This is a genomic window from Bacillus sp. SDLI1 (assembly GCF_001553895.1).
Classification (GTDB): Bacteria; Bacillota; Bacilli; order Bacillales; family Bacillaceae; genus Bacillus; species Bacillus siamensis.
Genome location: NZ_CP013950.1, coordinates 2,777,121 through 2,799,935, shown reverse-complemented (window position 1 = coordinate 2,799,935; position 22,815 = coordinate 2,777,121). Strand labels below are relative to the sequence as shown.

General features: G+C 47.8%; 18 protein-coding genes. 7 read left to right on the top strand and 11 right to left on the bottom strand.

Going from position 1 to position 22,815, the window contains the following annotated elements; all coding sequences use genetic code 11:
* Window positions 1-81 precede the first annotated feature (81 nt).
* The 3 genes from nagA to AUL54_RS13480 are packed head-to-tail and all read left to right on the top strand — an operon-like array spanning window position 82 to window position 2,739.
* Window positions 82-1,272, top strand: coding sequence for an N-acetylglucosamine-6-phosphate deacetylase (nagA, locus tag AUL54_RS13490; protein ID WP_060964170.1), 1,191 nt, complete (start codon window positions 82-84; stop codon window positions 1,270-1,272).
* The gene (gene nagB / locus AUL54_RS13485; protein WP_060965102.1) at window positions 1,269-1,994 is read left to right on the top strand and encodes a glucosamine-6-phosphate deaminase; all 726 of its coding nucleotides are present in this window, start codon (window positions 1,269-1,271) and stop codon (window positions 1,992-1,994) included. The genes nagA and nagB overlap by 4 nt, the downstream gene beginning before the upstream one ends.
* Window positions 1,995-2,007: 13 nt before the next feature.
* Window positions 2,008-2,739 (top strand): GntR family transcriptional regulator, encoded by a 732-nt coding sequence (locus AUL54_RS13480; protein WP_060964169.1) that lies wholly within the window; start codon window positions 2,008-2,010, stop codon window positions 2,737-2,739.
* Window positions 2,740-2,872: 133 nt separating this feature from the next.
* Here AUL54_RS13480 and AUL54_RS13475 read toward each other — a convergent pair whose 3' ends face one another.
* The 6 genes from AUL54_RS13475 to AUL54_RS13450 form a co-directional block, all read right to left on the bottom strand.
* Complete coding sequence (locus tag AUL54_RS13475; protein WP_060964168.1) at window positions 2,873-3,448, bottom strand: TetR/AcrR family transcriptional regulator; 576 nt, start codon at window positions 3,446-3,448, stop codon at window positions 2,873-2,875.
* 165 nt (window positions 3,449-3,613) lie between these two features.
* Entirely contained in the window at window positions 3,614-7,483 is a 3,870-nt protein-coding gene (locus AUL54_RS13470; RefSeq protein WP_060964167.1) for a metallophosphoesterase, read from the bottom strand.
* A gap of 93 nt (window positions 7,484-7,576) precedes the next feature.
* On the bottom strand, window positions 7,577-7,936 hold the full coding sequence (locus AUL54_RS13465; protein WP_014418984.1) for a phage holin family protein: 360 nt from the start codon (window positions 7,934-7,936) through the stop codon (window positions 7,577-7,579).
* On the bottom strand, window positions 7,937-8,131 hold the full coding sequence (locus AUL54_RS13460) for a PspC domain-containing protein (RefSeq protein WP_003151448.1): 195 nt from the start codon (window positions 8,129-8,131) through the stop codon (window positions 7,937-7,939).
* 4 nt (window positions 8,132-8,135) lie between these two features.
* The gene (locus AUL54_RS13455) at window positions 8,136-9,233 is read right to left on the bottom strand and encodes a DUF4097 family beta strand repeat-containing protein (RefSeq protein ID WP_060964166.1); all 1,098 of its coding nucleotides are present in this window, start codon (window positions 9,231-9,233) and stop codon (window positions 8,136-8,138) included.
* A gap of 25 nt (window positions 9,234-9,258) precedes the next feature.
* Entirely contained in the window at window positions 9,259-9,585 is a 327-nt protein-coding gene (locus AUL54_RS13450) for a hypothetical protein (protein WP_016937800.1), read from the bottom strand.
* Between the two features lie 200 nt (window positions 9,586-9,785).
* Here AUL54_RS13450 and AUL54_RS13445 point away from each other — a divergent pair, with 200 nt between their 5' ends.
* Entirely contained in the window at window positions 9,786-10,025 is a 240-nt protein-coding gene (locus tag AUL54_RS13445) for a hypothetical protein (RefSeq protein ID WP_016937799.1), read from the top strand.
* Window positions 10,026-10,070: 45 nt separating this feature from the next.
* Here AUL54_RS13445 and uvrA read toward each other — a convergent pair whose 3' ends face one another.
* From uvrA to AUL54_RS13430, 3 genes are all read right to left on the bottom strand, one after another.
* Window positions 10,071-12,944 carry an excinuclease ABC subunit UvrA gene (gene uvrA, locus AUL54_RS13440; protein ID WP_060964165.1) on the bottom strand — a complete coding sequence of 958 codons (2,874 nt, stop codon included), beginning with the start codon at window positions 12,942-12,944 and terminating at the stop codon, window positions 10,071-10,073.
* A gap of 7 nt (window positions 12,945-12,951) precedes the next feature.
* On the bottom strand, window positions 12,952-14,937 hold the full coding sequence (gene uvrB, locus AUL54_RS13435; protein ID WP_049627486.1) for an excinuclease ABC subunit UvrB: 1,986 nt from the start codon (window positions 14,935-14,937) through the stop codon (window positions 12,952-12,954).
* 174 nt (window positions 14,938-15,111) lie between these two features.
* Window positions 15,112-15,348, bottom strand: a complete 237-nt coding sequence (locus AUL54_RS13430) for a CsbA family protein (protein ID WP_003151438.1) — start codon at window positions 15,346-15,348, stop codon at window positions 15,112-15,114.
* 298 nt (window positions 15,349-15,646) lie between these two features.
* Here AUL54_RS13430 and AUL54_RS13425 point away from each other — a divergent pair, with 298 nt between their 5' ends.
* The 3 genes from AUL54_RS13425 (at window position 15,647) to AUL54_RS13415 (ending at window position 20,152) form a co-directional block, all read left to right on the top strand.
* Window positions 15,647-18,148, top strand: coding sequence for a PEP/pyruvate-binding domain-containing protein (locus AUL54_RS13425; RefSeq protein WP_060964164.1), 2,502 nt, complete (start codon window positions 15,647-15,649; stop codon window positions 18,146-18,148).
* 71 nt (window positions 18,149-18,219) lie between these two features.
* A complete protein-coding gene (locus tag AUL54_RS13420; RefSeq protein WP_060964163.1) occupies window positions 18,220-18,789 on the top strand; it encodes a TetR/AcrR family transcriptional regulator in 570 nt (189 codons plus the stop codon).
* Between the two features lie 25 nt (window positions 18,790-18,814).
* Window positions 18,815-20,152 carry an MFS transporter gene (locus AUL54_RS13415; RefSeq protein ID WP_060964162.1) on the top strand — a complete coding sequence of 446 codons (1,338 nt, stop codon included), beginning with the start codon at window positions 18,815-18,817 and terminating at the stop codon, window positions 20,150-20,152.
* A gap of 100 nt (window positions 20,153-20,252) precedes the next feature.
* Here AUL54_RS13415 and AUL54_RS13410 read toward each other — a convergent pair whose 3' ends face one another.
* Together AUL54_RS13410 and AUL54_RS13405 are read right to left on the bottom strand one after the other, a co-directional pair.
* Entirely contained in the window at window positions 20,253-21,320 is a 1,068-nt protein-coding gene (locus AUL54_RS13410) for a DUF3810 domain-containing protein (protein ID WP_060964161.1), read from the bottom strand.
* A 290-nt stretch (window positions 21,321-21,610) separates the two neighbouring features.
* A complete protein-coding gene (locus AUL54_RS13405) occupies window positions 21,611-22,807 on the bottom strand; it encodes a cell division topological determinant MinJ (protein WP_060964160.1) in 1,197 nt (398 codons plus the stop codon).
* Window positions 22,808-22,815 lie beyond the last annotated feature (8 nt).

Sequence of the window (22,815 nt, the reverse complement as noted above, 5' to 3'; positions counted from 1 at the left end):
TTCCGGCATAACTGGTCTAGATAACTAGTCTGAAAAAGAGTAAAATAAAACTAACAACTAACCAGAAAGGCGTGTTTTAAAGTGGCTGAAAGCTTGTTAATCAGCGGTGCGGACATCGTAACAGAAGAGGAAATCATCCGAAACGGATTTCTCGGCATAAAAGACGGCATCATTTCTTACGCGGGTCAAACAAGACCGCAAGAAACGTATGAGAAGGAATGGAAGGCGCCCGCGGGTTCGTATGCGCTTCCCGGAATGATAGATATCCATATTCACGGCGGTTACGGCGCGGATACAATGGATGCCGATCTCGCGGCTCTTGATACAATGTCCGCCCGGCTGCCCGAAGAAGGAACAACCGCTTTTCTAGCGACCACGATCACACAGCAGCACGAAAACATTGAAAAAGCGCTTAAAAACGCCAAGGAATGGACGGACTCCTCACCGCAGGCTCATAAAGGCGCTGAGTTGATCGGCATTCATTTAGAAGGACCGTTTGTCTCTCCGAAAAAAGCGGGAGCACAGCCGAAACAATGGATTACGCCGGCCGATGCCGGGCTCTTTCAGAAATGGGAGCGTCTCTCCGGAGGTCTGATTAAAATCGTGACGCTTGCACCGGAAGAAGATCCTGATTTCAGCCTGATCCGTTATTTAAAAGACCGGAACATCATCCCGTCAATGGGACACACAGACGCGGGAGCCGATCTTTTAGAAAAAGCGGCGGATGCCGGAGCACTGCATATGACACACCTCTTCAACGCCATGAGCTCCTTTCATCACCGTGAGCCGGGGGGCATCGGTACGGCGCTCGCCTGCGGCCGCATCACGGCGGAGCTGATCACTGACGGCATTCATTCTCATCCTTTGGCTGTAAAGCTTGCCTATTTGGCGAAAGGAAGCCAAAACCTGATCATGATTACAGACTCCATGCGGGCAAAAGGGCTTAAGGACGGAGAATACGAATTCGGCGGACAAAGAGTCACCGTTTGCGGAGACAAAGCGCTTCTTTCTGACGGGACGCTGGCCGGTTCCATTTTAAAAATGAATGAAGGCGCGGCGCTCATGCGCAGGTTTACGAACTGCTCATGGCTGGATATAGCTAATATGACAGCGGCAAATGCAGCCCGCCGGCTCGGCATTTTTGACCGTAAAGGAAGCCTTGCGGAAGGAAAAGACGCCGACATTGTTTTGACGGACGGACAGTGCGCCGTGCTGGCAACGATCTGCCGAGGAAACACCGCATATATCTCAGGAGGAGCTGATTGGACATGAACGTCATCACATGCAGACATTATGAAGAATTAAGTGAAAAAGCCGCAGAGATGATTGCTGAAACAGTTAAACAAAAGCCGGATGCCGTTCTCGGGCTTGCGACGGGAGGCACCCCTGAAGGCGTATACAAAGAGCTTGTGCGGATGCACCGCTCCGAGGGCCTGTCATTCCGGGATGTCACGACGATCAACCTTGATGAATACGCCGGGCTTTCTCCCGAGGACAAAAACAGCTATCATTATTATATGAATACACATTTTTTTGCACATATCGACAGCCGAAAGGACCGCCGCTTTCTCCCTGACGGACGGGCAGACGATCTTGAGGCTGAATGCGAACGCTATGACCGATTGATTCAAACACTCGGCGGAGCGGATATTCAGCTTTTAGGCATCGGACACAACGGCCATATCGGCTTTAATGAGCCCGGAACGCCATTTGAATCCCGAACCCATGTCGTTGAGCTGAATGAAGAGACAAGACGGGCGAATGCGCGGTACTTTCCGTCAATCGACCAAGTTCCTGAAAAAGCCGTGACAATGGGGATCAGGACGATCTTGTCCGGCAAACGGATTTTGATCATTGCATCTGGAAAAAGCAAGGCCCAAGCGGTGAAGCAGCTTCTGGACGGGCGCGTCACTGAAGCATTCCCCGCCTCCGCCCTGCACGAACACCCGGATGTGACGGTCTTGATTGATGAAGAGGCTGCGGGCGGCGATTGAAAGGATTTGACCTATGCAGATTGATAAACAATCTCCGATTCCGATTTACTTTCAGATTATGGAACAATTGAAAACCCAAATCAAAAACGGCGAGCTGAAAGCGGATGCGCTGCTTCCGTCTGAGCGGGAATACGCCGAACAATTCGGCATCAGCCGCATGACGGTGCGCCAGGCGCTTTCCAATTTGGTGAATGAAGGATTTTTATACAGACAGAAAGGCCGGGGAACGTTCGTCAGCAAACTGAAGATGGAGCAGCCGCTTCAAGGGCTGACAAGCTTCACTGAAGATATGAGAAGCCGGGGCATGAAGCCGGGGAGCAGACTTGCCGAATACCAGCTGATTCAGGCGACGGAAGAGTTATCTTCTATCCTTGGATGCGGCTGTCAGGCAACGCTTCATAAAATCATCCGCGTCCGGCTGGCGAATGATATCCCGATGGCGATCGAAGCCTCGTACATCCCGTTTGACAAGGCGGGGAAATTGGATGCCTCCCATTTTCAATCATCCATGTATGAGCACATCGAAGCGTACAATCAGATGCCGATCTCACGCGCCAAACAAGAGCTTGAACCGGGAACAGCTTCCGAGGAAGAAGCCGAACTGCTCGGGATCCAGCCCGGCGCGCCCGTCCTCTATATCAAGCGGACCACTTATCTGCAGGACGGCACTGCCTTTGAGCATGTCAAATCCGCCTACAGAGGCGACCGCTACACATTCGTGCATTATATGGACAGGGTGAAATGAAACATCTCCAACCGTTACGGGTTGGAGATGTTTTTTTGATCTGCCATTTTCAAATCAATTCTCTATGACTCTGTCAAAACGGAGAGGCTGGGGTTTAGGTATCTATTTTTATAAAGAAAAGAGTACTAAAATGCTACCCTCTGTTTTGGACAATATACGGAACCTGCTTTGAAATCAGCAGCAGCGGTTCTTTGTTTTTGTGAGCCAGTGAAAACATGATTGCGCCTTCAATCATCGAGTTGATTGTCATCCCAAGCTTCTCCGCTTCCTCTTGTTCAAACCCATGCTCAAGAAATTTTGCCGCAAACACATCCGTCCACTTCTTGAACACCTCAACACATGTGCATCTTAACGTTTCATTGATCAGAGCGGTCTCACCCGCCAGCAATCCAACCGGCACGCCCTCAATATTCTGAGGATCATTAAACTGTTCAGCCGTTACATGAATAAAGTGCTGAATGGCTTCTACAGGGTCCCCGAATTCAGACATACTATTCTGTATTTTCTTTGCAACGCATCTTCCCGTATGTCTGATTGCCGCAATGGCGAGTTCTTCTTTTCCGTTTGGAAAGTGATGATACACAGACCCTCTGGGTGCTCCGCTCTCTTTTATAATTTGATTCAAACCTGTCGCATGGTATCCCTGAATCTGAAAAAGATATGCAGAGGTTTGAATAATTCTTTCTTTTGTCCCGGTTTTACTGTTCATTATGTTTCCTCCTGCATTTAAGAAAACCAATCGATTTTAGTATAGAAAAGGGACATAAAAAAGTCAAAAGCACTTATTACAGCAGGGCGCCGCCATTTCCGTACAGAAAAAATCCTGCTGACCGTCAGATTCCGTTCTGAGCGATCAGCAGGCGGTATTTCACTGTTATGGGTTGGAGACATGCCTGAAATCAAGCTGATCCGGAGCTGGAGCATACGGTGTATTTCCCGTTTTGAACATCCAGATCGGTGATATTGTTTTGCAGTTGTACGGATCTTTGACGACGGTGTACCAGTAATAAACCGATTCCGGCTGCAGGCCGTCCCAGACCCACTCTGCGGTTTTTCCGCTTTTTACGTGTTTTTGATGACCGAGCAGTTCGTTCGTATAAACGTTGCATTCAAAATAATCGGTCGCTACCTTTTTCATTTTCGGCTGTAAATCCATTTGAGCTGAAAATTCGTCTTTATCAGCGAACAGATCGGTGTCATAGTAATTGATGTCATCCGTATACGGCGAGTAGGAGAACATGTGAACCTGATTGGCGGCCTGATCGAATTGCATGATGCGCATATAGCCTTGTCCCCCTTCAGGACCATCCTGATAGTCAGTCAGAATTTGATGAACGAGGCGGTCCGGTTTTCCGTCGCCGTCATCGTCAAGGGCATCGGTTTTTTTCATGGCATTATGGTAATGGCCGCTTAATACCATCGCCACATTGCGATTCGGCTTAACGACTTTTTGATAGATCGTCTCCCCGATCGGGCTTCGGTTTCCGCTCACAAGCAAATACTCATGAAAACATAATATGGCGGTTCGGTCCGGATATTGCTTAAGCACTTGATTGATCCAGTCAATCTCTTGATCCGCAATGCCCCAGCCCATATAAATCATAATAAAATCGTTCCCGCTTGCCGACAGCAGATCATAATGCCCGCGGTTATTTTTGTATGACCCGCCGTAATGCATGTTCTTTTCAAAACGGCGGCTTCCGAAGAAATCCCCGAAGGTTCGGTATGTGCCGTCTTTATGGCCGACGTCATGATTGCCGGCAAGCACTCCGTACGGAATCCCCGCCTTATCAAGTGTCCGCATGGAGTGATCGGCGTTTTTCCACTGTTTCATCACCATTGAATCATCGACGATATCGCCGGTATGAAAGACATATTTGATATTGTGCTTTTCCTTATTTTCTTTGATCCACTCCGTCATTTTGTCAAAAATGTTCGGGTGCCCTTGTGCGTAATACTGTGTATCGGACATCCAGACAAATGAGTAATTGCCTTTTGCCGGGATTTGATCCTGAACGATGACATTCATCTTTGAGTTTTTCACCGCATCCGCTGCGGACACGGCGGCTTTTAACGTAAACGGCTTTTTATTTTTGGCAAGGACGCTGTCCGCCTCCTGCCAGCGGCTTGTCCGGTAATTCCAAATATACATGGTTACCTTTCGGCCGGGCAGAGAGCTTCCTTTCCAGACCGCTTCGGCCAGGTCCGTTTCGTCAATAGACGGGTCAACGGTTACTTCAAATCGGTGATAAGGGAAACGTTCCTTGCTTTCTGACGAGACTGTTTTTCCGTCATTTGCCGAGATACGGTTCATTTCCGGCAGTGTAAACGGCATTTCATTTTCTTTTATGCCTTGCGGCGGTTCTGTTAATGAGGCGTGTTTATACACTTTCACGCTGCCCGGATTCCGCGCGGTGTAACGGAATCCCCGGTAAAATGATACATTCATTTCATCCTTCGTCGGATCCTTTACCCGGACGGACAGCTTCGCTTTATGGGCGCTAATGTTTTGATCGGCAAGCTCCGGCTGATCCGGCTCCTCCCGTTTGATATGGAAGGTGCGGACGGACGTTGTTTCATTTCCGGCAAGGTCTGCCGCAGTGATGGTAAGCGTATGCTTTCCGGGCTTAAGATCGGCTGATGACGTATGATGCGGGAGCGTGATGCTTTCTCCGTCCAAAAACGCTTTGACTTCTTCCACCTTGCTCCATTTATCACGGATGTCCGCTTTCAGCTCAAAGTTACCTTTCAATGTCGCGCCTTCTTTGATACCCGGAACAATTTTCGGGCCTGTATTGTCCACCCGCACAGACTGACTGAGCTGCTCCTCACCGTCGCTTACAAAAATCTGGTGATAGCCTTCAGAAAGCTTCGCCGTATTCCATGGCAAAAGCCGCGACGTAAATAAATGATCCGGCAGGCTGAATGAGAAGGTCATGCTCTGATTCGCCCGCTTGCCGTCACCGATAAACAGCTGCTCATCAGGATCCCGCTTCCCGTCTTTGATCAACGTTCCGTCTGAAAGCACCAGGCGGGCATTTTTCACGATAAAATCATCCCGATTCTCCCCCGTGTCATACGGAGAAACCTTTGAGCCCGCGCGGATGGATACTTTCTGCGTTTTGCCCCCTTTTTGCAGCAGACGTTCCGGAAGCAGAACCGAGTACGTTCTGTAGCGATGAGCCGGATCGTCAAAAATGTGCAGCACCTCGTTTTCCATCATGACGGTGTTTTTGAAATAAAGATTGGTTTTCCGGGCATCGAAGGCGAAATAGACCTCTTTTTCCAGCGCCGGCCGGGTCTCCTGCCGCTTGCCGTCAATCCACAGCCTGATCTTATCCGCGCCGGCGTCAGATGTGGCTTTGAGCAGATAGGTGCCCGATATCGTATCTTCCGGTTCAATGTTCATTCTGAGTCCGTGTGATTTACTCGTCTGTTCAATGTCAATCATCTTGACAGGTGTTTTTGCTTCATTTTCGCCGTCACCGGCTGCGATATAATACTCCAGCTGATCCTGGCCGAGCAGTTCCGGAGAATAAATAATGTGACGGTATAAGCTGTCGTTGCGGTCTTTTTCAGCCAGAATTCGTTTGAATGGTTTGTTCTCATTGGTTCTGTAATAAAACGCCGCTGTTTTGACAAGGTTTTTGTCCCGGATGTCCGCTTTTAATTCAATGCTTTCTGCCGGCCGGACCGGCTTTTTGTCTGTAAGGTCTTCAATGACCGGTTTTTCCTTATCCGGTTTGATCACTCTTTTCTGCTGAGGGATCTGCGCCTGAAAAACGGAGCCCGGTGACGGCTTATGTTCGCTTGTGGAGATCTTGAGCAATTCTCCCGTTCCGTTCAGCGGATATTTGTACAGCAAAGAAGTCAGCCGGCGGAATGCGTGTTTTCGGTAGTGCGCTGAGGCGATGGTTTTTCCGGTGTTTGCTGACAGCACCACCGTCCGCGGGCGGGCGTTGGACATTCCGTCCGTCCCTTCGATGACGGCGAGATGTTTTCCCTCCTTCAGGCGGGTTCCGTAATAGCGGTTGAAATCATCTGCCGTCAGTTCTGATGCGGCATGTCTCAGCCAAAACACATAAGCGCCGCCTGACGGAATGACAATATCTTCTTTCGGCCTCCATATCACATCTGATTCCGGCCCTTCCTTCGGGTAGCGGTAGCGGATATGATAATCCTTAAAGTGAATGGGTCTGTCCGTCGTGTTATACACCTCGATAAATTCATAGGCATCAGCGCCGTCTTCATTTTTCGTATCAACGGCAAGCTCCGTAATCATCAGCTCGGGAATATGATTCAAATCGGCTTGATAGCCGTCCAGCTTCAGCCGCTTTTTCTCCGATTCCGCCCGCTGTCTGCCGTTGGTGAAAACGAGGTAATATTCCAATTCTCCATTCCAAATATCCCGTTTTGAAACCTGGGCCGTAAACAGCCGGATTGCGCCTGGAGCGGGCTCCATCGGCACCATCTTATATCCCAGCTCATTGCTTTGTTTATAAAAAAGAAACGCCGAAAACGCTTGATAATCGGCATTCTGTACATGAGCCTGTATGAACAGGTTTCTTTTCATTTCCGCCTTTACTTCGATTTGGGGAGGATTCTCCAGAAGCGGTATGTAATGAGGCGGCTGTCCGAATTCCTGCTGATTCACCGGGATTTCCGATTCTTTGCGCGCCGCACCCGCAGAAGGACTCACACAAAGCAAACCAATCAGAAAAAAGAGCGTCATCACAAGTTTCATCTCATTACCTCCCTATGCATTATGTTGCGTCAGGAGGCCTCCGCTTATGTAACCGCACATAAAAAAGCTGCCCCCTCGGGGACAGCTCTTTTCTTATCCTTTTCTAAGCGGCTCCAATATGCCTTTTTGAATCAGCAAGTGGAAAACGGAAAGCACGACGGATGCCCAAATGGCGGTGCCGAACCCGTCAATCTGAAAGCTGTCTCCCATTAAGGCAGCGGTCATCATTAACGTAATGGCGTTGATGACAAACAGAAAAAGGCCGAGGGTCACAACCGTGACAGGCAATGTCAATATGACGATGATCGGTTTGATCAGCACATTTAACACAGAAAGAATCACACTGGCGATGACAGCCGCTCCGATACTGCTGATATGGACGGAATCAAAATATCCCGCGATAACGATTAATAATAAAGCATTTACTAAAATGCTGACTGCCCATTTGATCATTTATTTCAAATCTCCTTCTAAAGGTACAACAAAACACCAGATAATATATACAATCGGCACGATTCCGCTCGTGACAAGCGCTAATACAACGGTTATGATGCGCAAAAGCGACGCATCCATATTGATATACTCCGCCAAACCGCCGACGACACCGGCGATTTTACGGTTTTTTTCTGAACGGTAAAGTCTTTTCATCCAATCACCTCTGAGTATGCTTGAGCTTAATGGCTCCTGTTAACGATTCTGAGAAAATCGAGAGATGCTGATCATGGCCTTGATTTGATTCCAGCATCAGTTCTTTTTGAATGGTATCATTCTTTTCCTTTAAAATCTCCGCATCAATCAGCTCGTGGCTGAGAGAACCGAGATTGCTTTTGAGCTCCGCTTTCACCGCCGAGTCATCAGGCAGGGCGATTTCCACATTTCCGGTCGTCGTTTTTGTGTAGATGGAGCGGCAGTGCGGCGCTGTCACGGTAAGGATGATATTGCCGTTAAAGCTTTGGACGTCAATAGATTCACTCGATCCGCGCAAATCAATCAAGCCGTTAATCGTTTCCGCTTCGATCGCGCCGCATTGATGGCCGGCCAGCTTGATTTGTCCGTTAGCCGTTTCCGCCGACGCTTTCTCAGCCGTCAGATGAGAGAATGACAGGACGCCGTTTGTCGTTTTCGCCGAGAATTCTTTTACATGTAAATGTTCCCCTCTGATCGGTCCGTTAAACAGCTTCACTCTTATCTTATCGTACTCTTTCTGAGGAACATAAAGCGTGACATTGGTTTTCATCGTTTTCTTTTCCGTGCGGACAAAAAATTTATTGCCCTTCATTTCACACTCAATGTGCTGGAGGAATGCGGTGCGCGCCGCCTCCTGACTGTCCGCCCGGTACACTTTCGCCTGGCACTCCGCTCTGACATCTTCATCCGCCCACGGTACGATATTGACGCTGCCGTTTGCAATCTGCATATCAATGGCTGAGAATTCACTGTCTTTAAATTGAAAAATATGCTGCACGTCGTGTGCGTGGCCGAAATTCAGATCCAGATCCGCTTCCTTCACTTTTTTGACAGCCGAATCAATCCAATCGAACAGCTTAGCACCGAGCGACGGCTTTTGGCTTTCTTTTGTCCCGCTTTTGAAATCTTCCGCAGATTCCTGGACCTCCGTTGATAATGCGGTGATCTGCTCTTCTTTTTCTTTATATTCATGATCCAGTTTTTCAATGAGCGTCAAAGCTTCCTGCGCCGTCAGCCTGCCTTCTTCCACAAGCTTTAAAATCCGTTCTTTCTCCTGTTTCATATAAAACTCCTCCCCCCGACTTTTCTTACACCTGGCGTAATACCTTTATTCCCTGCACGATATTCCAAATGACCATTCCGATGAGGATCAGAAAATAAACAGCTGCTCCTGCTATCATAACAAAAACCGGAACCATACTCTCCCCCTGAGCCGTAATCGCTCCTCCGACAACACCGGCAATCACAATCAGCAATCCCGCAAACGGAATGATGTGAGAAATCAGGGCGCGCATGGCATGCCGCTTCGTCTCTTTTTCATCGACGACGAAGTAAGCCACAATCGGAAGAATAAGAGGCGCGAAAAACACGCTGAAATAACAGATGGATGCGATGATCGCTTGGTTTCGATTCAATAAAAACACTCCCTGTGCGGTAATGTAAAAGGCCCTTCATTATACATACGTATGACGAATGGGCGGGTTTCATTTTCATGCTAAAGGACATGCTTCGTTATACGTAATTTTTCATTTCAGAGATTTCACTATAGAATCTTTTCCCCTAACCGATTACAATATGTAACAAAGCCTGACCGTATGCAAGGAGGACATACCAAATGGAGAAAGATCCCGGAAACGACCAAGTAACGGAAGAAAGTCTGCGAAAATTGATTCGCGAACAGAAAAGAATGAACAGCGAAATGCTGGCTGAACTGGAACAGATCAAGGCGGCGCCTCTTCCCATTTCTCATGATATTCAATATATAAAAGTGCTGCTGGACAGCAGCAGCACTCATATTCTGCAGGATTTAATGCATTTAAGCAGACAGCTTCCCCAACAGAAGAAAAGCCTGTAGCACAACAGCCCAAAACCGATCGGTTTTGGGCTGTTCTTGTATCTGTTAAGTGGCTGCCGTTTCTTTTTCGGCCAGCAATGCTTTCATCCGTTTTTTATCACGTTCCATTACCGGTTTCAGATAGCGGCCCGTATATGATTCTTTCACTTCGACAATTTCTTCAGGCGTCCCGGAGGCTACGATCGTGCCGCCGCCCGCGCCGCCTTCAGGTCCGAGATCGACGATGTAGTCCGCCGTTTTAATGATATCGAGATTGTGTTCAATAACCAAAACGGTATCTCCGTTATCGACGAGTCTTTGAAGCACAACCAAAAGCCTTGCGATATCATCAACGTGGAGGCCTGTCGTCGGTTCGTCCAGAATATACAGTGTCCGGCCGGTGGAGCGCTTATGCAGTTCGGAAGCAAGCTTGACGCGCTGCGCTTCTCCGCCTGAGAGCGTCGTCGCAGGCTGGCCGAGCGTCACATACCCGAGTCCGACATCGGCAAGCGTTTGAAGCTTGCGTTTGATTTTCGGGATATTTTCAAAGAAAGACAGAGCATCTTCCACCGTCATATCCAGAACATCAGAAATGCTTTTTCCTTTGTATGTGACCTCAAGCGTTTCCCGGTTGTAACGTTTGCCGTGACACACTTCGCACGGGACGTACACGTCAGGAAGGAAATGCATCTCAATTTTGATGATGCCGTCGCCGCGGCAGGCTTCACAGCGCCCGCCTTTTACATTAAAGCTGAATCGGCCTTTTTTGTAGCCGCGCACCTTTGCTTCATTTGTCTGCGCGAACACATCGCGGATGTCATCAAACACACCCGTGTAAGTTGCCGGATTTGATCTCGGCGTCCGGCCGATCGGCGCCTGGTCGATATCGATCACCTTATCGAGATGGTCGAGGCCTTTGATCTCTTTATGGCTTCCCGGTTTCGCTTTGGCTTTATGGAGCTTTTGCGCAAGCGCCTTTTGCAGAATTTCATTCACAAGCGTGCTTTTTCCGGAACCGGATACCCCTGTCACCGCCGTAAAAGTGCCGAGCGGGAATTTGGCGTTCGCTTTTTTCAGGTTGTTTTCCGTGGCGCCTTTGATTTCAATGTATCGGCCGTCAGGTTTTCTTCTCTCAGGAGGCATCGGAATGAATTGAGCTCCTGATAAATAACGTCCGGTCAGAGAATCCGCATCATTCATCACTTCTTCAGGCGTGCCCGCCGATATGACGCGGCCGCCGTGAATGCCGGCGCCCGGTCCGATATCTATCAGATAATCGGCAGCCATCATCGTATCTTCATCATGCTCGACGACAATCAGTGTGTTGCCGAGATCTCTCATGTTTTTCAGCGCGCTGATCAGACGGTCATTGTCACGCTGGTGAAGGCCGATGGACGGCTCATCAAGAATATACAGGACGCCTGACAAACGGGAGCCGATCTGCGTCGCAAGCCTGATACGCTGGGCTTCGCCGCCTGACAGCGTTCCCGCCGCCCGGCTCAGCGTCAGATAATCAAGACCGACTTTATCTAAGAAACTGAGCCGTTCTACAATTTCTCTTAAAATTAAATCTGCAATCTGCATATCTTTCTCAGACAGCGTCAGGTTTTTGAAAAATTCCAGCGCATCGCCGACGGAAAGTTCGGTAATGGTTCCGATGTGGCGTCCGTTGACCAAAACGGCCAGCGCTTCTTTCTTCAGCCGGTAGCCTTTGCAGGTCGGGCACGGCTTCTGTGACATATATTGCTCCATCTGTTCACGGATATAATCGGAGCTTGTCTCTTTATACCGTCTCTCAATATTGCGCAGCACGCCTTCAAATTCAATTTCATTCTCCCGCACTTGTCCGAAATCATTCTCGTATTTAAAGTAGATCCGTTCATTGCCGCTGCCGTACAGCACTTTATCAAGCTGATGCTTCGGCAGGTCTTTGACCGGAGTCTCCATATCAATGCCGTAATGGCGGCAGACCGCCTGAAGCAGCTGCGGATAATATTGGGAACTGATCGGCGTCCACGGAGCGATGGCGTGTTCTTTTAATGAGAGCTCAGGATTTGGAATGACGAGCTCCGGGTCCACTTCCAGCTTCAAACCGAGACCGTCACAAGTCGGACAGGCGCCGAACGGGCTGTTAAACGAAAACAGCCGGGGCTCAAGCTCTCCGATGGAAAAACCGCAAATCGGGCAGGCGTGATGCTCGCTGAACATCAGCTCTTCCTGGCCGATGACATCTATCATGACACGGCCTTCCCCTAAGCGGAGGGCGGTTTCCAGTGAGTCGGAAAGCCGGGCGGCAACGCCTTCCTTGACGACAATCCGGTCAATGACTACTTCAATGGAATGCTTTTTGTTTTTTTCAAGTTCAATATCGTCGGAAAGCTCGGCCATTTCTCCGTCAATCCGCACCCTTACATACCCTTGCTTTCTGATTTGGTCAAGGACCTTAACATGGGCGCCTTTTCTGCCTGAGACCATCGGCGCAAGCACTTGAAGCTTCGTCCGCTCAGGATATTCAAGAATCCGGTCAACCATCTGTTCAATCGTTTGTGACGTAATTTCGATGCCGTGCTCCGGACAGTGCGGCTTACCGACTCTCGCGTATAAGAGCCGGAGATAATCATAAATCTCCGTTACCGTTCCGACGGTTGACCGCGGATTGCGGCTTGTCGTTTTCTGGTCAATGCTGATGGCCGGAGAAAGCCCTTCGATCGCATCAACGTCCGGCTTATCCATCTGCCCTAAAAATTGGCGTGCATAGGCAGAAAGCGATTCGACATACCGCCTCTGTCCTTCCGCGTAAATGGTGTCAAAAGCAAGGGATGATTTTCCCGATCCGGACAGGCCCGTCACGACGACGAGCTGATCCCGCGGAATCGTTACATCAATGTTTTTTAAATTGTGCGCCCTTGCCCCTTTCACCTCGATCCGGTCAATTGCCATGTGTTCATCATCCTTCCGCTTTTAGCTCTAACAGTAAATCACGAAGCTCTGCCGCCCGCTCGAAATCAAGCGCTCTGGCCGCTTCTTTCATTTCATGCTCCATTTGCTCAACGACTTTCTGGCGTTCTTTCTTCGTCAGCTTCGTCAGCTTAGGCGCGGCTTTTGTTTTGTATTCTTCTTTATCCTCAGCGGCCTGCGTCGCGCGGATCACATCGCGGATTTCCTTATTGATCGTTTGCGGCGTAATGCCGTGGATTTCGTTAAAATGCTCCTGCTGTTCCCGGCGGCGCTTCGTTTCATTCATCGCGATTTCCATCGAATTCGTGATTTTATCGGCATACATGATGACCCGGCCTTCTGCGTTTCTCGCTGCCCGTCCGATCGTCTGAATCAGCGAACGCTCAGAACGGAGGAAGCCTTCTTTATCCGCATCCAGAATGGCGACAAGCGACACTTCCGGAATATCAAGACCTTCTCTCAGCAGGTTGATGCCGACCAGCACATCATATTTTCCGAGCCGGAGGTCACGGATGATTTCAATCCGTTCAAGCGTCTTAATCTCGGAATGCAGATAATTGACCTTAATCCCGATTTCTTTCAGATAATCGGTCAGATCCTCTGACATTTTTTTCGTTAAAGTCGTTACGAGCACACGCTCATTCCGTTCTATCCTCGCCTGAATCTCGCCGATCAGATCATCAATCTGTCCTTCAATCGGCCGGACGTCAATGAGAGGGTCGAGCAGTCCCGTCGGCCTGATGATCTGTTCGATCATTTCCGGCGTATGCTCAATCTCATACGGTCCCGGAGTAGCCGACACGTACACGATATTGTGCATATGTTTCTCAAATTCCTCGAATCGGAGCGGACGGTTGTCAAGCGCTGACGGCAGGCGGAACCCATGATCGACAAGCACCTGTTTTCTTGCCTGGTCACCGTTGAACATGCCGCGCACCTGCGGAATCGTCACATGTGATTCATCAACGACGATCATAAAATCGTCCGGAAAATAATCAAGCAGCGTATACGGCGTAGAGCCCGGAGGACGGAGCGTCAAGTGTCTTGAATAGTTCTCAATGCCCGAACAGAAACCCATTTCCCGCATCATTTCAAGATCATATCTCGTCCGCTGCTCAAGCCGCTGCGCTTCAAGGAGCTTGCCGTTTTCGCGCATGACTTTCAAGCGCTCCTCAAGCTCCTGTTCAATGTTCAGAATCGCTTTTTCCATCTTTTCCGCCCGGGTGACGAAGTGGGAAGCCGGGAAAATCGCGACATGATCGCGGTCGCCGAGAATCTCTCCGGTCAAAGCGTCAACTTCTCTGATCCGCTCTATTTCGTCTCCGAAAAATTCCACTCTGATACAATGTTCGTCACGGGAAGCCGGGAAGATTTCCACAACGTCGCCGCGCACGCGGAACGTCCCCCGCTTAAAGTCGATATCATTGCGGGCATACTGGATATCCACAAGCTTTCTCAGCAGCTCGTTCCGCTCAATCTCCATTTCCGGTCTGAGCGACACGACCATCTCCCGGTATTCTTCAGGCGAACCGAGACCGTATATGCATGACACACTCGCAATGATAATGACATCTCTCCGTTCAAACAGAGAGGATGTCGCGGAGTGCCGCAGTTTATCAATTTCATCGTTAATACTTGCGTCTTTCTCTATAAATGTATCCGTTTGAGGCACATACGCCTCCGGCTGATAGTAATCGTAGTAGCTGACAAAATATTCGACAGCGTTGTTCGGAAAAAACTCCTTAAACTCGCTGTACAGCTGTCCGGCAAGGGTTTTGTTATGGGCAATGACCAATGTCGGCTTATTGACTTCTTTAATCAGATTGGACACGGTAAAGGTTTTGCCCGTCCCTGTCGCACCCAGGAGAGTCTGATGTTTTCTGCCTTCCTGTATGCCTTTGACAAGCTTCTCAATCGCTTGCGGCTGATCTCCCTGGGGCTGATATTTCGAGACTAACTCAAAACGATCTTTCACAAAAAAGCCTCCGTTTCTTTACGAAATCTTCCTATTGATATAGTAACACAATGACGGGCAAAATCACTAAAAATACGAACTAAAGTTCGATGGTTTGTTTTTACCAAGTCAATTTTTGTATAAAAAACCTGCTTTTATGGCGTAAAAGCAGGCTTCCATTTCATATTCACCATGTCAGGCATTGTCTTTCTTTTTGTCTGCTTCTTTTTTGGCCATGTACAGCCCGCCGGCTACCAGTGATACGACATCCAATCCAACGATGAAATACGTTTCGGTGTAACCTTTTAAATAGGATGCGAAAAGCAGTGCGGCTGTGAGAGCGATCGCCACATAATGGTTAAAAGTGACCCGCGTAAAAAGGACGACCAGCATAAAAGGGAAACATAATGCAAAAACGGCTTTTGTAATCACAAAAACCCTCCTCGGGAATTCTTCATCTCATCTGATTATAGTAAAAAATGAAGAATCGGACAATCGTTCCCCTGCTATCACAATACCCTTTTTCAGCAGTCTTCAATCATCTGTCAGAAAAAATGCGAATGTAAATCTATTGAACCATTAATGAAATGAACCAAATTGCCTTTCTTCAGCCGAAAGGAGGAGAAGGATTAGGTCTTTGTGTCTTTGACAGTTTCTTCCTCCCTCTTTACAATGTAATGATAGTGTTTACTATCATTTTCTTGGATGAAGAAAAAGGGGGTTATACCGCATGTATTCAGTACGATTTCAAAAAGCGGAAGAATCGAGCCGCTCAGCAGGCGCAAAAGGAATGAACCTGATTAAACTGACGAAAAACGGCCTGCCCGTTCCCGACGGTTTTGTCATTCAGACAAATGCCCTGACGCGTTTTATGGAAGATAACCTGCTTCAGGCAGATGAGGAAGAGATGGAGCGCGCCATTTTAAACGGCACGTTTTCAAAAGAGCTCCGCGATGAGCTGATTGCCTCTTTTTATGAATTGAGAGAATCATACGCCTCTGTTGCCGTACGTTCCTCGTCTGCGTCCGAAGATCTTGAAGGCGCTTCTTTCGCGGGCCAGTACGAAACCTATTTAAATATCAAAACAGAAGAAGAGTTTCTCGGAAAAGTGAAAGAATGCTGGGCTTCCTTCTTTTCGGCGCGGGTCAGCGGTTATAAAGAGAAAATGAACAATGACACTGCAGAACCGTTAATGGGTGTTGTCGTCCAAGGGCTGATCAATTCTGAGGTGTCAGGGGTCATTTTCAGCCGAAACCCCGTCACACATGATGACGGAGAACTGATGATCAGCGCGAGCTACGGTCTCGGAGAAGCAATCGTGTCCGGAAGCGTGACGCCCGACACATTTATCGTCAATAAAGACACATTCCGGATTGACAAAGAAATCGGCTTAAAAGAAATGTATATCGTTTCCCAAAAGGAAGGCGTGACCGAAAAAGAAACGTCCGCTGACATGAGAAACCGCTTCTGCCTCGATGACGAGAGCATCAAAGAGCTTGCCATGCTGACGATTAAGACGGAAGAACTGTACGGTTATCCCGTGGATCTCGAATTCGGATTTGCCGAAAATAAGCTGTATCTGCTTCAGGCCAGACCGATTACAACGATCGCGCAGGATCAGAAAGCGGCAGACGAAGAACGGGAATTTATCATGACGCCTCGGGACCAGAAAGATTTTTGGATCAATATGGAGTCCAATATAGAAGGCCCCATCAGCCCGTTATTCGCCTCTCTCATTGTGCCTGCTTTAGAATACGGCCTCAAAGAAGGCACGAAGACATTCCCTGTGATGGGCATCGAGATTGAGCGTGTCAAGCTCCACCAGGGCCATGTTTTTTCCAGACAGCATAAGACGGACGATAACCTGCCCGCAGAACAGTTAGAAGCGCTTTTTCCCGTTTTGGCTGACCGCATGTATGATATTATTCATGAAACCTTTCTGCCTTTTTATCAAAAGCTTGACGGACTGGCGCATAAGAATCATACACCGGAGACTGCCCTTGAGGCGTTCCGAAACCTGCAAGAATTTTATTTAAAAGGATATGAAGAACATTTCAACATTGTCTTTCCGCAGATTGCGTTAAATATGACACTGGAGTCCATGTACGGACAGGTTGAGAAAGACAACGCCTCCCTTCTGTATGAAATGCTGGCCGGCGTCATGAATAAATCACTGGAAACCGACAGACAGCTCTGGCTGCTTTCCGGACAAGTAAAAGACAATCCTGAACTGCTGCGCGTCTTTACAGCTTCCCAGGCCGGCGAGCTTCATCAGACGCTTCTGCAATCAGATGAAGGAAAACGCTTTCTTGAACAAGTTGGCGAATTTTTACAAGAATACGGCTGGAGATCAGTAAAAAGCCATGATCTGATCGAAGAAACGTGGGCGGAAAATCCTTATTTCGCTTTGGCTAACATTCAAAACTATGTCCGGAACGGCTACGATTTTGACAGTGAGTTTCATAAAACGATAGAAAAACGCAAACAGCTTTACGCCGCCTTCATGAATCGAATTGAAGATGACGGCTTCCGGGAGACGTTTGACCGTTATTATCAGTGGGCGTTATCTGCATCCGTCATCATAGATGATCACCATTTTTATATCGATGCGATGCTGGACGCCAAAGCGCGCCTTTGTCTCTTGAAAATCGGCGAGCTGCTGCAAAAACAAGGCGTGATCGATGACCGGGAGGATATGTGGTACTTATACAGCGATGAAGTCGAGAAAGCGCTGGTGACGCCTGTTCCGCTGAAGGAAAAAACCGCTGAACGGAAACAGCTTTTCCAGCAATATCAGCTGCTTGAAGCGCCCGCTTATCTCGGCACACCGACGCCCGAACAGCTGAAAGCCGCTGAGCAGGTTACAGGCTCCATCACAGAAGATGAAAAAAACACTGAACATCATATTTACGGACTTGCAGCGTCAAGCGGAATCGCAAGCGGCCCGGTGAAAGTCATTCGTGACGCAAGTGATTTTTCCCGTTTTTCATCAGGAGATGTGCTTGTCTGCAAAATGACGACACCGCTTTGGACCAGTCTGTTTCAGGATGCAAAGGCCGTCATTACGGATACGGGCGGCATCCTCTCACATGCGGCGATCATCGCAAGAGAATACGGGCTTCCCGCTGTTCTCGGCACACGTGTCGCGACTGACAGGCTCAATGACGGAGATATCGTCTCGGTAGACGGCACAAACGGACAGATTACGATAGTCAAACGCGCTTCATGCTAGGTTTCCCTCTTTATTGACGGGCAGGGCGGGTGTATACTTGTCCTGCCAGTATTTACGCGAGGTGAAACAAGTTGAGAACGACGAACAAGAGAATTCTTGACGCTGCGATGAATCTTATCATTCAAAAAGGATACCGCGCCGCGACAACAAAAGAAATCGCAGAAAAAGCGAATGTAAGCGAAGCTACGATTTTTCGTAATTTTAAAAACAAACAAGGACTAATGAAAGCCATGATTGAGCAGCACACGCCGGTTCCGGAAAGCGTGATCACCAAGGCGGAAGGCAATCTGTATGAGGATCTTCTTCATTTCGCCACGACCCTTTTGCAGCGATTGGAACAAAAAAAAGAGGTGTTCCGCATCTGCCTGCGCGAACCGGAATTATTCGAAGACGTCCTGCAGGATATTGTCGTATATCCGCAATCCGTAAAAAAGGATTTAATCGTTTACTTTAAGGAACTGACAAAGAAAAACAGGATAAGCCCCGGCAGCGAAGAAGCTAATGCAGACGTCTTTATGACGATGATTTTCGGTTATTTTATGCACCGGCTGCAGCTGGGGAAAAGAGTCATCACTCTTTCTGAAGAAACGATGCTGAAACATAGCACTGAGATTTTTATTAAAGGAATTATCAGCCGGTAATGTCCGGCTCCTAGGAGGATGAAGGATGAGTTCAAAGAAAGAATGGGCGCTGATCGTTTCGCTTTTGCTGGGAGCCATACTCGTTCCCATCAATTCGACGATGATCGCAGTCGCTCTTTCATCCATTTCCCGCTCATTCAGCGAATCAATTGCCAGCATCACATGGGTCGTGACGGTGTATTTAATTGTGATGGCCGTGACACAGCCCATTGCCGGCAAGCTCGGTGATATGTACGGAAATAAAAAAATGTATTTATGGGGTGTCGGCCTTTTTCTGATCGCTTCATTGGGGTGCGCCCTCTCGCCAAGTCTTTTTTTATTGATTTTCTTCCGGGCGCTTCAGGCTGCCGGCGGCGCTTTGCTTACGCCAAACAGCATCGCCATCATCCGCCATGTCGTGTCCGAAAAACGGCTTCCGAAAGTATTTGGTTTTTTCGGCCTCGGTGCCGGGCTGGGCGCGGCTCTCGGTCCGTTTATCGGGTCACTTTTAATCGAGAGTTTCAGCTGGCATTCTATTTTTTGGGTCAACATTCCGTTTCTGGCGATCGCACTCGGGACGGCATTTATCATGTTTCCTAAATATAAAGAAGAAACCTCTGACGCGCCGCTTGATATCATCGGGTCCGTTCTGCTTGCCGGGAGCATTGTATCTATTATTCTTCTGACGAAAAATGAAAGCTCTTTGGGCTATTGGGTGTACGCGCTGCTCATTCTTTTATTTGTTCCGTTATTTTTCAGGCGGGAGCTGCGTACGAAACATCCGATTATTGATTTTGACCTGTTTAAAAACACAACCTTTACAAGCGCCAATCTGTCCGTTCTGTTAAGCAATTTAATGATGTATGCCGTGTTATTGATGATGCCGCTCTTTATGACCGGCCACTTCAGCATGAATACGTCGCACAGCGGTATGGCTCTTTCAGTCTTTTCCATTTTTATGTCCGCCAGCAACTGGGGCGGAGCTCAGCTGCATCACAAATGGGGCGCGCGAAGAATGATTTTTCTGTCCTTCGGGCTGATGGCCGGAGCCAATCTTTTATTTCTGCTTTTGGTTAATTCCCATTCCGTCCCGTTCCTTATGGCATCGCTTATTGTAGGGGGCATCGCGTCCGGTGCGGGGCTGACGAGCATGCAGGTGTCTTCTCTGGCGACGGTAGAACCGGGCATGTCCGGTATCGCATCCGGGATTTTTTCCACCTTCCGTTATTTCGGAAGCATTATTTCTTCAGCACTGATCGGTTTAATCTCCGGATTTCACATTCTGTTTATGATATTGATCGGCGTATCTGTGATCGGCTTGTTCGTATCGCTTGGAATTAAGTCCGGCGAAACCGTTGATACGAAAAAAAGCCATTCGGCGTAAACAAAAAAAGGTTCCGTGAGCACCCGCTTTCCGGAACCTTTTTTCGTTTTCCTTCTTATTTTTCTCTCTCGAAGTGTCACCGCACTCCCCCGCTGTACATTTAATTGTACTTCTCTATCTCTCGCTGCTCTGCCAGCAACAAATTCACCATATCACTATAGCTATTCAAACCGTCTGTCTGATTATTTGCCTTCAGATATACATCATTTACATTTCTTGAAATACTTGAAATAACACCCTCATACTTATCCCGGTACTGCTCATTTTGTTCTATATCATGCTGCACCGCCTTGGACAGACTGGACATTATATCAGACGCCTGATCTGGATCCACTTTCTTTAGCTCAGATATAGAATAATCAAATGCTAGAAAAAAACCACTGTAAAGTATCATTGGATCATCCTGCTGCTTACATGCCAGATATGCTATAAAATTTGCCTCATCCTCATGCATGAAACCACTCTGATGTGCCAATTCATGTGCCATAGTAGCAGGCACCAAAAAAACTGGCACATTAACATTGATATTGGATTCATAAGTAAAAGGGACAAAAATACCATGTATCCCTGCATGCGACATTAGTTTTGACATCACCACTGGTTTTGGTGTTGAATATGAATGCTCCAAAACAGGATATTTCTTTGATAACATTTGCATCGAGAACACTGCGTGTTGTGCATAATAATCAAAAACCTCTGGTACATGAGCCAAAAGATCAGTATCCGCTAACTTTTCCCTTGCCAATTCCATTTCAACGGCAAGTGACTTACTCAATTTAACCAGTTCTTCCTTGCTGTAGTTCTCTTCTTTATATTCGGTATGAGACAAAAAAGAATATCTGTGATAGTTTATTCCACCCAAAATAGTATAACAAAAATATATCACGCTACAGATCGTAACGATTCCTAGAGCACCACGATAAACTACCATCCTACGTGCACCTTTACTCATGATGACCTTGCGCACATAATAAACGATATAAAATAGAAATAGTAACACAACCAACACGACGAGCCATTCACTAACAGAAAATGTGACCCAAGAAGGTACAAGTCCTACTGTTTTTGACAATAACGGATATACAGACCTACTGTATTTCTCCGCCCAATCCTGATGGTTCTGCGCGTATTTTGTCAGTATATAAGCTATAACTCCAAGTGAAATCAACGGTAATCTCTTAAGTAAAAGCTTTTTTACAATGTACTCCCCCTATCCAACATAACCATTATAATCAGTTATTCTTAGTATATATCCTGCTAAAGATTCATCTTCTAAAGGTTTTGGAGTTAGCAATAACCTTTCCAATAAGCCATACCTCTCCTTCATTTATTTTTTTATTATTTCAAAATAAAACAGCTAAGAAAATATAATTTTCTTAGCTGTTTTACTTTCTAGCTGATTTTGAAATCTAGTTTAGGAGTTCTTGAAACTATTCCGAATAATTATGAAAAATCACATTATAATGCTGTCATTTCTTCTTGCTCATGTTCATGTTCATCCTGAACGAATAAAATACCTAATTCATGATGTTCGCCTTCATAGGACGCGCGCTGATCAAACCGGAGCTCACCATTCAGGCCGATGATCTCCATTTTTACAAATGCGCGGTTTTTTTGAAGTGCTTCGTAAAAATCCGATACATGCTTCACGGGAATGCCGTTTACTTTCGTTATAATCTCACCGATCTTCAGCTCAAGATCTTCCGCGGGCGTATTCGGAATGATGCCGAGCACCATTAAGCCCTGATCCCGCTTAGAGAAATAAAACGGAGCCGCGTTATCGTTCAGCCGCTGTCTCAATGATAAGAACAGGCGTCCGAGCACCGCAATACAAGCGGCAGCACCGGCAAGCGGACTCCACCAAAGGGCCGCTGCCCCGAATGCGGTGACGATAATCCCGAGAATCATGACACGTTTCGCCGTTATCCGTATGCTGACTTCCGGAAGGGATCCCTGCACACGCTGTCCGAAGCCGGCGATATAAGGAATCCAGATCAAATGGAAAGAGCCGCCCGGCACGGTAAAGACAGGCCACCAAGAAAGGTGTGACTCAAGCCCGCTGCCCGGCACCAATAAGAAAAGCGGAAGCAGCCATGCGCGATTCGCCAATTGACGGCCGATGGGCAGACCTCTGCTGCTGACGACAAGCGCCGGAGATGTTTTCAGGTACGCTGAACGGTAAGCAGCCGCTCCCTCCGTGATGATCAAAAGGCCCATAAACACGGCCGCTGATGCCCAATTCACGCCGAATGCCTGCGGAAACCGATCCGCAAACGGCACTGTGTGGGTATACTGAAGGATAAACGCAATCAACATGCCGGCGCTGACAATATAAGCTGATGACAGCCAGTTCATACGGAACGTCAGCGATGCCAAAGCCGTCACAGCCGCAATTATGCCGAGAAGACCGAATGGAATCGAAATTCCCAGTCCAAAAAATAATATGGAGAGAAGAATACCCGGTATAAGCCCTTTTATGTATGTAAAGATAAGCTCGTCATACATATCTGCGATTTTTGTATGAAACGTATGGCGTTCACGTTTAATCCGCAAATATCCGCAGGCGAGACTTATGATGATAAAAAACCAAAACATCGGGTGCAAAAAAAACAGACCGATACTTTTCAGAAGTTCAATTCCCCATTGAACAGACATTGCTTTCA